This window comes from Nostoc sp. (assembly GCF_036917435.1).
In the GTDB taxonomy this organism is placed as follows: Bacteria; Cyanobacteriota; Cyanobacteriia; order Cyanobacteriales; family Nostocaceae; genus Nostoc.
The window spans coordinates 19898-33054 of record NZ_JBALDM010000015.1; the positions used below are offsets into that span (position 1 = coordinate 19898).

At 40.3% G+C, this 13157-nt stretch carries 11 protein-coding genes; 1 reads left to right on the forward strand and 10 read right to left on the reverse strand.

The annotated features are described in order from the left end of the window. Positions 1-83: 83 nt before the first annotated feature. The 9 genes from V7K98_RS06820 to V7K98_RS06860 form a co-directional block, all read right to left on the reverse strand. Positions 84-971 carry an exosortase-dependent surface protein XDP2 gene (locus V7K98_RS06820; protein WP_335020117.1) on the reverse strand — a complete coding sequence of 296 codons (888 nt, stop codon included), beginning with the start codon at positions 969-971 and terminating at the stop codon, positions 84-86. Positions 972-1710: 739 nt separating this feature from the next. Next, the gene (gene hflX / locus V7K98_RS06825; protein WP_335020164.1) at positions 1711-3456 is read right to left on the reverse strand and encodes a GTPase HflX; all 1746 of its coding nucleotides are present in this window, start codon (positions 3454-3456) and stop codon (positions 1711-1713) included. 154 nt (positions 3457-3610) lie between these two features. After that, positions 3611-4582, reverse strand: coding sequence for a 7,8-didemethyl-8-hydroxy-5-deazariboflavin synthase subunit CofG (gene cofG / locus V7K98_RS06830; protein ID WP_335020119.1), 972 nt, complete (start codon positions 4580-4582; stop codon positions 3611-3613). A gap of 225 nt (positions 4583-4807) precedes the next feature. Continuing rightward, a complete protein-coding gene (crtW, locus tag V7K98_RS06835) occupies positions 4808-5569 on the reverse strand; it encodes a beta-carotene ketolase CrtW (RefSeq protein WP_335020121.1) in 762 nt (253 codons plus the stop codon). 625 nt (positions 5570-6194) lie between these two features. Beyond that, complete coding sequence (locus tag V7K98_RS06840; protein ID WP_335020123.1) at positions 6195-6644, reverse strand: SRPBCC family protein; 450 nt, start codon at positions 6642-6644, stop codon at positions 6195-6197. A 19-nt stretch (positions 6645-6663) separates the two neighbouring features. Then, positions 6664-6852: a CPXCG motif-containing cysteine-rich protein gene (locus V7K98_RS06845; protein ID WP_094330630.1), complete on the reverse strand. Its 189-nt coding sequence runs from the start codon at positions 6850-6852 to the stop codon at positions 6664-6666. Between the two features lie 89 nt (positions 6853-6941). Then, positions 6942-8597 (reverse strand): B12-binding domain-containing radical SAM protein, encoded by a 1656-nt coding sequence (locus V7K98_RS06850; protein WP_335020125.1) that lies wholly within the window; start codon positions 8595-8597, stop codon positions 6942-6944. Positions 8598-8744: 147 nt separating this feature from the next. Continuing rightward, positions 8745-8999, reverse strand: coding sequence for a SemiSWEET transporter (locus tag V7K98_RS06855; protein ID WP_334860663.1), 255 nt, complete (start codon positions 8997-8999; stop codon positions 8745-8747). Positions 9000-9295: 296 nt separating this feature from the next. Continuing rightward, entirely contained in the window at positions 9296-9862 is a 567-nt protein-coding gene (locus tag V7K98_RS06860) for a hypothetical protein (RefSeq protein ID WP_335020127.1), read from the reverse strand. 272 nt (positions 9863-10134) lie between these two features. Between V7K98_RS06860 and V7K98_RS06865 the strand changes: the two genes are divergently transcribed. Next, entirely contained in the window at positions 10135-11850 is a 1716-nt protein-coding gene (locus V7K98_RS06865) for a tetratricopeptide repeat protein (protein ID WP_335020129.1), read from the forward strand. Positions 11851-11951: 101 nt separating this feature from the next. Here V7K98_RS06865 and V7K98_RS06870 read toward each other — a convergent pair whose 3' ends face one another. After that, complete coding sequence (locus V7K98_RS06870) at positions 11952-13142, reverse strand: FAD-dependent oxidoreductase (RefSeq protein ID WP_335020130.1); 1191 nt, start codon at positions 13140-13142, stop codon at positions 11952-11954. Positions 13143-13157: the final 15 nt, after the last annotated feature.

Below are 13157 nucleotides of genomic sequence, written 5' to 3' on the forward strand. Positions count from 1 at the left end.
GTTTTATAAGCTTCTTAGCGATTGTATAGCAAACTTTATTAAAAATCGCCCTGGCTTACTACTAACCTCTAGGCAAGTGTTCTTTAATCTGTTACTAAAGACTTTTTCTTCACCACTCTCAGCGCACCTATAGCAAATAAGCCAAGGGCAACGGCTGTATTAGGTTCAGGTACTTTTTTAGGTGCAGGTGGCGGAGCCTGATAATATGGTGTACCACTTCTAGCTATTACTTTGAAATCAGGTCCGTTGTAATCTGCATTGGTTGTTATTTGAATACCACTAAGAGAGGTTACTCCCAATTGCTTAAGTTGGACTCCCCATGAACCTACTTGTTGAGCGCCATCAATTTCTGTAGTGTCAATGCTATAGCCTGCATTTTTTTGGTCTTGGCGATTCAGTTGTAAGAATTTACCTATTAACTTGCCATTGCTATCAATGGCTTGAATGCCCAAGTCACTATTCATACCGCGTTCCCAAAAGAACAGGTTGTCTAATCCAGTATTATCTTTCTGAATGGAACTGTCGAAAAAGAGGTTCATTTTAAAAGACCCGGTGTCTTCTGTATCAATAATGTTGTTTAAGTTTTTGTTACCCACGAAGGCAGCAATTTCAGCACCAGTAGGGTCTTTAAGACCAGAAACAGCTATGGGAGCAGAAGCTTTATCACCTTTGTCTGTACTCGCTGCCCCGGTGTTATTGTTTTTGTCGCCTGGGGTACTCGTACTTCCTGCTTGGACGTTTGCGATTGGTGTGTTAGATAAGATATCTACTTTGTTAACGAAAGATAAATTATTAAATTTGGTTCCATTCTGAGTAATGTAATTTAGCCAAATATCACCTTTAGAAGCGTCTGCACCTGTAAGAGATTGAGTGAAATTAGTGTCAAAGGTGGCAGCCTTAACAGATGGAGAAAATGCTAAACCTGCTCCAAAGCAGATAAAAAGAAAAGTGGATATGCGGTAAATTTTCATCAATTTTACTGTGATACTTGAGTAGTCAAATTAATATGCTTTTTCTTCAAGACAAAGGCATATTGATTTTGAAATTTAGTTTCAGCAAGGATTAGCTGATATTGGATAACTGGGATTGATTGTAGCCTGATAGTTAAGATTCAGATAAATCTACTCAATGAGTATTAGATTTATTGATTAGAAATTGATATTTACAAATTGCCATAAAAGATGCTGTAAAGTCCATGTTTTATTTATATGTTTATTAAAAATTTAATTTAGGAGGTAAAAATGAGATTTTTTTAAGTATTGTCCTAGTAGATAGTAATTACACGGAGTAATTATATTTATTTGAAATATTCCACTAAAAAACTGGACTATGAAATGAAGTCTTTTATAATATTGAAATATCTTTAATAAAATATAATTAAATTGATTTAGATAAATAACTCAAAGAATGTCTGTAAAGTTTTACAGGAGAGCATTCCCAAGCACACAGAAGGAGTCTACATAAGTAGACAGTTTTCTTCAGAATCGCTCAAGCTACTCGGTCAAAGGCTTTTTCAGTATATTTGCATAGATGACTTTAGCTTAGTAGAGTAGAAATATTTTTATCTTCATAAGGATTAGTGTTTGATTTTTGAACGAAGTTAGGTATCGTAGTACCTTCTCAGAAATCAAACTGAATTCCCATAGAAAGTGCCGTAGCTATACGAACTACGGCATTTTTAACTGAAATACAAAACTTTAATTTCAGTATTTACCTACTGTCAACGGCATATTCAATCAGTTGAGCAAGCCGATGGCGTAGGGTTTCTAATCCCAAGCGCTGACTAGCTGAAATAAATACGGCTAGAGGGAATTCTTCTCTAGCTAAAGCTAGAGTCTCACTATTAGCTTGATCAATCTTGTTAAAAATAACTAACGCCGGGCCAGGAGTTATCGGCATTTGTGCCAAGATTTCTCTGACTGAGCGAATATGACGCAACCAAGCTGGGTGAGACAAATCCACCAAGTGGAGTAGGGCATCAGCTTCTGTGACTTCTTCCAAGGTGGCGCGGAAGGCATCCATTAATGATGCAGGTAGTTCGTGTATGAAACCTACCGTATCTGTAATGAGAATTTCCTGATGTTCGTTTGTTTCGCCATAAGGAATCACTAAACGGCGCGTCGTAGGATCGAGAGTGGCAAATAGCTGGTCGGCTGTATAAACTTCTGCATTAGTGAGAGCATTCAACAGAGTAGATTTACCAGCATTGGTATATCCAACCAAAGCCACTGAGGGAATTTCTCGATGCTGCCTTCGTTGCCGTAACCGCGAACGATGGGCCTGTAACTGGGTTACTTCTTTTTGCAGTCGGGATATGCGCTGCCCAATGGCACGGCGTTCAGTTTCTAGTTTGGTTTCACCAGGGCCACGAGTCCCTATACCACCACCCAATCGGGACATGGTGCGCCCTCTACCAGCTAGTCGTGGCTGCATGTATTCTAGCTGTGCTAGTTCTACTTGCAACTTACCGGCACGAGATTGAGCGCGTTGAGCAAAGATATCCAAAATTACTTCGGTGCGGTCAACTACCCGGATGCCAATTTGAACTTCTAAGTTGCGGACTTGGGAGGGTGAGAGGTCGCGGTCAAAGACGACGAGATTGACTCCTAATGTTTGGGCAGTTAGGGCAATTTCTTGCACTTTACCTTCGCCAACTACTGTTTGGGGATGAACGCGCGATCGCTTTTGTCGGATTGTCTGTAATACATCTCCCCCAGCAGTATCAACTAAACGCGCCAATTCTACTAGGGTATCTTGGAATTGTAGGGGAGTTGTCTCACTGGTCATCAGCCCCACAATTAGCACGCGATCGTGGTCAGCATCTACTTCCTGGGCGATAAATTCACGCTGGAATTCCGCTTCCAGATTTTCTACCAAGTCTACTAAATCCTGATCTCCCAAATCATCCAAATCCATAGGTGGCGATATATTCCAACTTGGGGTTTGAATTTGGCTTTCCCCTACCTTGAAAGCAGCAGGACTAGTAATCAGGGTGCGAGACTCTTGGGGTATGAGATGAGCTAGATAAGCCTCTTTGACATATCCAGTTGCACCACCTCCCCGCCGTGTAAATCCTGTTCCGGTAATATTTAGGACAACTAGGGCATCTAAGCGTTGCAGGGCCATAGCCGTGAGTGCCGCTTCATTTGGCGGTTCTGGCTTCAGATGGGTGGCTATGCAACGAATACCACTGAGTCGTTCTGCACCGTAACGGGGCAATTCCATTGGTGGTATTTGCGTTTGTCGCGGTGTACCTACCCCGACGCGAATCACTTGTCCGCGACGATTGATGTAGGCGCATACAGGCTGATTGACTTCTGTGCTAATTGCTGCCAGACGCTGGGAAAACTCAGGCGTGGTGATGCGATCGCCTGGTATACGCTGGTGATACAGCTTCTGTAGTTGTTTCAGCTGGCTGGACTTTAAACCTTGGAGATTTCCGTAGATAGTTTCTATAGGCGTTTATGACCAGTAAATGGCCCCCCAATCCTTATATGTCTATTTTACAACACGGTTTAGGCTGCTATCTATATCTTCTGAGGGATGCGTTGGGAATTTGTCGCCCACAGTCTTGATTTGACGCTATTTTGGTGGTGTGAGTATAGCAATGTTAAACCAATAACATAGCATTCCGCGATCGCTTCACTGCTGTTTGTAGTTCCTCTGACAACCAGCTATCAAATTGCGGATAAACTGGCGATCGGGCCACCAATTCCCACCCAGCAGGCTGTAAAATGTTTCTCAAAGCCTGTTCCTGAATATGGGGATAATCAGGATTCACTTCATCTTTTGGCCCAATTCCGCCCAAATCCCTAGCACCAGCTTCGATACAAGTGAGTAACCAGCAGTCATCCTTAACTAAATTCGGTGGAATTTGAATAGTAATATCTGGCGGTAGAATCTCACGTGCTTTAGCAATTACTTCTGGTAATTGATGAGGATCAAAAGGAGGTGCATCAAAAGTTTGCTGATTTCCCGGACTATGAGGTTGCAGGATGACTTCTTGAATGTGATGGTAATGTTGATGTAAGTTAGATATAGCTTCTAAAGTTTCCCACCAATCATTAGCAATTTCTCCAATTCCTAACAGTAACCCAGTTGTAAAGGGAATTTGTAACTCTCCCGCCCACTGCAATTGTTGTAAACGAACTTCTGGTAATTTACTCGGTGCGTGTCGATGTACACTATTTAACAATGTTGGCGTTAACTGTTCCAACATCAGCCCCATCGAAGCATTTACACCCTTAAGCTTTTGCATTTCATCAAAGCTCAATGGCCCCACATTAGTGTGTGGTAAAAATCCCATTGAAAGCGCTAATTTACACAAATCATAAATTCGCCCAAACCACGCCTCACGCTTTGGCGAATTTGGATGAACTTCACCGCTTAGTATAAGTATTTCACAGACTTTTTCGCTTGGAAGTGATTTTAAAATAGTTTCTGCATCTGAAAGACTCATCCAGGGACTTTTACCAGGTTCACTACGAAAGTTGCAGTAACTACACCGATTAAAGCATTCGTAAGTGGGGACAATGGTATAAGCAGGGCTATAGGTGACAAGAGGAGAATTATTAATTGGCATAAGCAGGATAATCTTAAAGAATGCCTTGCTTAAACTATATATAGCAATTCTATGTGATTTGTGAAAATTACTTTTTTAACGTAGACGCTTCGGCTTCCCGCAGGGTACCACAGAGGCACAGAGAACAGAGAGAGAAGAGTCAGCAGAAATTTTTACAAATGATTTAGTAATGCTATAGATTACCGTGTGACTCTTATTTATTAACATAATATTTATAAATAAGAACTATTTGCTTTTATAAATTTCTGGTAACTGCCACCAAGGAACATGGGGATACTCGTGATGTTCCTCATGATAGCCAAAATGATAGCACGTCATAAATGACCACCAGATTGGACGATTAATCGTTTGGGAACGATGGGGCTGAATATAACCTCCTATGGGTTCACTATGAGGTAGGAAAGTACCAAAGTAAAATAGTTGGAATGAACTTAAAAGCGAAGGAATAACCCAAAAGTAAGTTAGATTCTCAGATGGTATATTGAGGATGTGATTATTAAAGTGATAGATAGTAGTCAAGGCAATAATTTGTCCCCAACTCCAGTAACCCTTCATAAAATGAAAATACCACGCGAAGAAATTTTTGTGTTTACCATTATGAAAATCTGGGTCTATTTGACTTGCTGGATTGTGGTGGTGTATCCAATGTTTTTTTAATAATTTTTTATAGGGCAAAAGGCCATATAAAGATAAGGTTAATGTCCCAATAAAATTATTAATCTTGGTGTTCTGGGGAAATACTACCCCATGCATGGCATCATGAGATGTAATAAATAACCCTGTATATAAAAATGTTTGCCAAAGTATGGTAGGCAATAGAATCCAAAATGTTAACTTGGAGGTGTCAAGGGAAAGTAATAAACTCAGGCTAATGATCCATGCAGTAACAATGAGAATAGCAATGAAAAGTCCCTTAGACTGAGATTTATTTTTCCCTACTGTGGTCAGTTTTGTTTGATGATTGGGTGGTTGTTCTGATTGAATCACGCTTTTACTCCGCCTAGTATTCAGGTGAAAGTTTCTAAAATATAGTCACGACAAAAAGCACTAACCACCATTCAGAAAACTCTATTAGTGGTCAGTGTTTTGGATTGGACAGTGCCAATACTCTAATAATATGTACAAACGTAAAGATACTTTAACTATTATTACACATACAAGCGATATACCCAAAACTGTTTTCGGTTGAGAGGTGAAAAGTATAAATAACAACGCCAAGAATTTTAGCGTTTACAGAAAACAGTGTTTCTATTTGGTAATTTCTAAATAGATGAAGCCTTAAAAATAGGTGACTATATAACAATACGGTTCAGTTAAGGCTAAAACTCTTTGTTAAAGTCAGTTTTTTTTAACAAACCACAGAGACGCAGAGAAGCCAGTGCGTTGGGCGGGTTCCCCGACTTGTAGCAACTGGCGCTACACAGAGAGAAGATAAAAACCTTAACTGAACTGTATTAGGTTATATAATAAATGCTCAAAACCCTTATTTTCCGGTAGGGGCAATTCATGAATTGCCCCTATAGCGTGTGGTTTTGCGTAAATCTTATAAACGTCTAGGGCTTTTTTCTTGTTTTTGGAATTTTAAGATAACTTTATTGTTCAGCACATTTTGCTATCGTGACTCACATTCTCGTTTAGTCACATAGTGGCGATAGCGAAACATTGCTTCTAGTTGCGCTTGCACTAACCAACCACTGACAAATTCAACTGTTCCTCCACCAGGCATAGAGAAAGAAATAGTATCAGTCAGCCTAGTTTTGCCAGCTTCTGGTTCAAATTCATGTCGATGTACCCAAGACTCAAAGGGGCCAGAAATCTGTTCGTCGGTAAACAGGCGATATTTGTCGCATTCAGTATGACGCGCTAACCAAGTTAATGGTAATGGGCCGAGAAACAGGCGAAATTCTGTGATAGCGCCCACGTTTAGCCCTCCCTCACGACGAACCACTTGGACTGGCTGCCAAGGTGGATTCAGCATTTGCAAAATATCTGGCCTTTCGTGAAATTTCCAAACTACTTCTGGTGAGGCATTAATTACTGAGGAATGTTTAAAGTGCAGCATGGAAAGAAAAACCTAAAATTCAACTTTCTGATTCTGTATCAATCTCGATATCTAGGGTATCTTCATTAACCCGCACGTACAAAATATTTGGGTTACAGCAAACTTGACAATCTTCTACATAAGATTGCTGTCCTCCAGCACTCAAATCAATAAAAGTTAAGTTCGGTTCGCCGCAATAGGCGCAGTAATACTCAGCTGTGTTTTGCATCAAGTTTTTGGGATTGGGAATTGGGCATTGGGCATTGGGAATTGGATATTAAATTTTAATCTTAGTCCTTAATCCTCAGTCCCCAGTGCCTAGTCCCTAGCCCCCAGTAACGGCTGTAGTTCTTTTGGAGATGGGTTGATATAACTCTTAGCATCGGCCAAATGCTTTAGTAGTGTAGACTGTGGCAGAGGCCCTTGCAAGTGGCTCCAGGGTAATATTTGCTCTGTTGACCATTCGGCGTGGACGTAGAAATCTAAATCGGGGATTTGTCCTTTTAGTTGTTTGAAAGCACGTTTGTAGCTACCCAAGGAGTCGCCAAAGTCACGGGTAAGTTGAAGAAGTTGGGAGAGTCTGCGATCGCCTCTCGACAATAAAGCTTGTATAATCGACCAATTATAGCTTTCTGGCCGAAACTCTATCCCCTGCGGTTTTAGCTGTTTTTGCAAAAACTGTAACCGCTTTTCTGCTTGACGATTTACCCCAAACCATTGAAAGGGTGTGTGCGCTTTGGGGACAAAGGTGCTGCATCCAAATGTTAGGCGTAATCCTGGTGCAGCTTTTTTGATATTACGCATCATCGCCACAGTTTGCTCTAAATCTTCTGCTTCTTCACCGGGAATTCCTGCCATTCCGTAGAGTTTCAAGCTTTTTAATCCGCCAGCTTTGGCATTTATCGCTGCTTGGATAATTTCGTCGTTATGCAGCTTTTTGTTGACGATTTGCCGGATTTTCTCAGAACCACTCTCTACAGCAATGGTAAGCGATCGCGTGTCTCGTTTTGTCAAAGTTTCTGCTAACTGTACTGTTACGGTATTGGTTCGCACTGAGGCAATACTGAGACGAACATCATCGTATTTTGGCTGACTGATATAATTTAGCAAATCTTCAAACTCTGGATGCTGAGTTACAGAAGCCCCTAATAATCCTAGCCGATTTGTGACTTCTAAACCTTTTGCGATCGCGGGAATTAAAGAATCTTCTAAACTCGCTATTCTAAAAGGCAGTGTGAGATAACTCGCCAAACAAAAGCGGCACATTTCTGGACAACTTCTCACCACTTCCACCATGTAAATATTTTCCCAAGCGGCTTTTTCGGTGACTACAGTCGAAGCCGATAGAGTATTTCCCCGATAAGTCTGTTTTTGCACCACTGCGGGAATTTCTGGAGAAATTGGTTTAATTGACTTTACTGCACCATCTTTTGTGTGATATTCGACTTCATACAAACTCGGAATATAAATTCCTGGGATTTGTGCAAGTCTTTTTAGTTGAGTTTGTCTAGAAGCATTTCTAACTTCTTTGTACGCCTCGATGAAATTTCCTAGTAGGTTTTCACCATCCCCCAGTAAAATTACATCAAAAAAATCTGCATAAGGTTCGGGGTTAGCTGTGAGAACGGGGCCACCACCAAAAATTATTGGATGAGAATCATCACGAGAAGTTGCTTGAATGGGAATTTCTAAAGATTCCAGTAAATTTAAAATATTCACATAATCCAGTTCCCAGGAAATAGAAAATCCCACAATTTCCGGTGTTCTGGGGAGTTGTTCGTGAGTATCTGTAAACAGGCGACTTACCTGCACATCATCACGCATTGCCAAAGTTGCCCAAACTACCTGATAGCCAAGGCTAGTGATACCTACGCTATATTCATTGGGAAAGGCGAAAATTATGGGGATAGCGTTGGTGTCTGGGGTGGTGGGGGTGAATAGGAGGCGTTCAGATTCAAATACAGATGAGGTCATGATAATTCGTAATTCGTAATTCGTAATTAATACAGTTAGACTCAGGCTGACTTAGGCTATATACAGACAGATTGCAATTGATTTTCTTCCTATTATTCAGAGAATATATCCTTTTTATGGTGTCAAAGGTTTTAGTTATGAGTAGGGTTATCTATATTTAATTTTAAGCCATAGAATTATCAAGTTAAAAAACAATGTCACGCTATTAGCAAGAATAATTGGTAAGGCTTGTAGATAAATTCCGTAGATTAACCATAAAAAAACACCAATTATGAATGTAATCAGCGTAACTGAAGAAACATCTTTTGCTGATTTTGTTTGCCATGTTTTAAACATCTGTGGTAAAAATGCAGTACTGGTTAGTGTGGCAGCAGCTAATCCTAGAATTGTCAGAAAATCCATTTATGTAAACCTATAAGATAAAGTTTCTATTGGTTAAAAATTTTAGAGACTCATTCATTTTCATTAAAACTTACGCCAACAATAATCACAATACTCATTTTTAGGTAGGAGCAATTCATGAGTTCTCTCTAATGATGTAGTTTTGCGTCAGTAGGATTCATAATACTGTATTAATGTCTTCGGTTTTACATTGTAACGTGAGGTAGAAAGTGGAAAAAAGAAAAAGGGAAAAATTTTAAATCTTTTCCCTTCTTCTTTAAGCCTTAGCCTAATCATGAAAAAATATATGATTGACGTTAGTGAAATCGATTAATTAATTCTTCACGGGATAACTGCAATAGTAAAGGCGTAAATTCTTCTGGTGGTAACGTCAATAAAGGTTCAATAATTTCTTGAAGTTCATTATCTATTTCACCAAAACGAAATTTGAGCAAGTTTTCCACCACCAAACGTTCTCCCTGCTGAATTCCTGTTTCAAGTCCTCGTTGTTCACCTTCTTGCATCGCCTGTTCTCGGTCTTGTTGGTAAAGTGGCGCTAATCGCATAAGTAATTCCCTGTCTTCCTCGTCTTGATTTTGAGTGACTTGTAAGTTTTGCTGCAAGTTGTACAGCAATTCTAACGCTGCTTTTCGGAATTCTTGTACTTTATCTTGCTGCTCTTGCTTGATAGCTTCTAAAGTCTCTTTAAGCTCAGACTCTCCCAACCAATTAGATTCTAAATCACTAAGTTCAATTCCTAAGTCAACTTTTCGCAATATAAGATATAAAAGACTAGCAGGTGATGAATCTGGATAATTAGTTGCTTGGTACTTGGACTTTAAAGCAACAAAGTGTTTTAAACGATTTTGAAACTCTTTACGCATATTCCTAGCAGATGCGATCGCACTTAGCCAATGTGTTATCCGCTACTATAATAGCCTCAGTAAAAAACGGTGAGTCAGTCACCCACCATTCTTATTTGCGGTGCTTGCTGCTGTTTAAGTCGCCTGAAAATCGTCGCACTGATATAATCTCACAGAAAATCAGGAATTAAAATCTTAGCAGGAGGCACAATAAGCTGGAACGATTATCAAAACATATCGTTAAGAATCCCGTTGCCTTTAAGCTAGGGAATGTCGAAATCCAGGAAAATTACATGAATGCTGAAGAATTATTAAACCAAGGATTAAACCACAGTTTACAAGGGGATTATCAAAAAGCGATCGCTACTTTCAACCACGCTATAGAAATTAATCCCAATTTTGCCACAGCCTACTATCACCGAGGTAATGCTCGTTACTTTTTAGCCGATTATCAAGGAGCGATCGCAGATCATAATCAAGCATTGCAAATCGATCCCAATCTCGCCCAATCTTACCACAGCCGGGGTAATGCTTACTTTGCCTTAGAAAAATACGACAAAGCGATCGCTGATTATATCCAAACAATAGAAAATAGTACCCAGTTAGCTGATAATATCAATATTGATATTGCCAATGCTTATCATAATCGAGGTGTCGCTTGTTTTGAAAGCGGCGATCGTCAAGGAGCGATCGCAGATTTTCAACAAGCTTTACAATGGCATCCCAATTTTGCCGCAGCATACAGCAATCGGGGTAATATTCACCACATCTTAGGAAATTTTAACGAAGCGATCGCAGATCATGACCGAGCATTACAATTAGATCCTAAGTTGGCGGAGGCTTATCATAATCGAGGTAATGCCCACTACTCTTTAGCAGATTATCAAAGTGCGATCGCAGATTACAACCGCGCTTTAGAAATAAATCCCAGGTTTGCCGGAGCATATTACAATCGGGGTTTGGTTCTTGCTCACCTCAAAGAATATCACCGAGCAATTGAGGATTTTAATCAAGCGCTAAATTTCAACCCTGATGATGTACAAGCCTATTGTGAACGGGGTCTTGTCCGTAGTACCCTTGAAGATTATAAGGGTGCGATCGCAGATTATGACCGAGCCTTACAAGAAAATCCGACTCTAGCTTTAGTATATGGCTTTCGGGCGAATGCTCTCCGCCGACTGGGAGATTATCAAGGCGCAATTGAAGATAGCAATCGCTTATTACAACTCAATCCTAGTTTAGCTGAAGGATATTGCGATCGCGCGGCGGCTCGTCGTTCTTTAGGAGATCATAGAGGAGCAATTAAAGATTACGATCGGGCATTACAGATTAATGATAACTTAGCCGCAGCTTATTATGGTCGGGGAATTGCCCGTGAAGCTCTGAAAGATTTACAGGGTTCAATTGACGATAACACCCAAGCAATAGAATTGGTTCCTGAATTTTCGCAAGCGTACTGCAATCGAGGAAATGCTCGTCGTCTTTTGGGGGATGAGCAAGGAGCGATCGCAGATTATAATCAAGCATTGGAAATTAATCCTGATTTAATTGAAGCATATTACAACCGAGGTTCAACCCATTATGCTTTAGAAGCTTATGAAAGTGCGATCGCAGATTACACCCAAGCTTTGCAAATAAATCCCCAATCTGCTGCATTTTACAGCGATCGCGCTAATGCTTGCTATGCCCTAGAAGATTATCAAAAGGCAATAGAAGATTATAGTCGAGCGATCGCGATCGACTCTAGTTTTGCTGAAGACTGGTACAATCGTGGTCGTAGCCGTTCTCTATTGGGAGATTTACAAGGAGCGCTTACTGACTTAAATCAGGCTTTACAGCTTCAGCCTCATTGGGCTTCAGCTTACATCCTTCGAGCAGATGTCTACCAAAATCTGGGTGATTCTCAAAGAGCAATTGCGGATTTCCAGAAATCCGCAGACTTGTATTACCAAGAGGGAAATATCCAGTATTATCAACAAATTATTGAGCTAATTGAACAGATTCGATAAATTGGGCATTGGGCATTGGGAATTGGGAATTGGGCATTGGGCATTGGGCATTGGGGAAAAAATTCTCTTAACTCCTAACTCCTAACTCCTAACTCCCTTATTTATTCAAAATGAAAGCGTTCCATGAAGCGCCTGTCAATGCAATCTTTGTAATGCCATAAGAGTTTATGAGGTGGTAAAGTGATGATGCCTTTGGTTAAGATTGCCTGTCCATCTCCTGTACCAATTAAACTTAAATATTGTTTTTGTGGTTTATAAGGTTTGAGCGACTTACCTAATAAAATTCGTTGCAAATTCTCAAATAAAGGTTTACCTTGTCTAACAGCAAATACCCCAGCTTTCGGACGTGGATGATTTACCATTGTGGCGATGTCACCAGATGCAAATACTTGCGGGTGTGTTTGAGATTGCAATGTGTCCTCTACCAGAATAAAACCTTTTTTATCAGTTCCTAGTCCGGCAATTTTTAACCATTCGGGTGCTGAAGCTTGTGTTACCCAAAAAATCTTATTACACTCTACTGTCAAACCAGATTCGCACTTAATCTCAAATAGTTCTCTAGTTTGCTTGTGGTTTATAGGTGCGATATTACACACACTTTCTCCAAGATGTAGCTCAATACCTCGCTGGGTAAGAATTTGCTGAAGTTGATGCCGTACTGATTGATGATAATTAGGCATCAGTTCCATCTGACGCTGAAACAAATGCATTTCTAGATTGGGAAGTGGTTGTTGAATCTGATGTAAATGAGATTGCATCGCCAACGCCAATTCTACACCGCCGGCACCTCCACCTGCGATCGCAATCCTCATCAGTTCTTGAGGATTTTTACTTACAGCCGCAATTAGTTCATCCCAATGTTCCAATAGCTGCGATACTGGTTTAGCTGCGATCGCATATTCTGCTGCACCTGATACAGACACTCTGGCCGGAGTGCTGCCAATATCAATAGACAGCACATCAAAATCTACCGCCAATCCGTTAGCACAGAGAACTTTGTTGTTTTCCAAGTCTAGAGCAACTACTCTGTCAATATACAAATTTGCTTGAGCAAAGTTAGCCAATGGCTTCAAATCAATATGGCATTCATCATGGGTGTAAAATCCAGCAATGTATCCTGGTAACATTCCTGAGTAGGCTGTCTTTTGATTTGCACTAATCAACGTCAAACGCACTCCGGGTAACGGCTTAATTCCAAACATTTTCAGGGCAATTGCATGGCTGTGACCGCCACCAATTAGCACTAAGTTTTTAACTATCGTATGTTGACAGTCATTATTAATTATTTTCATGCTGTAAAAAATATT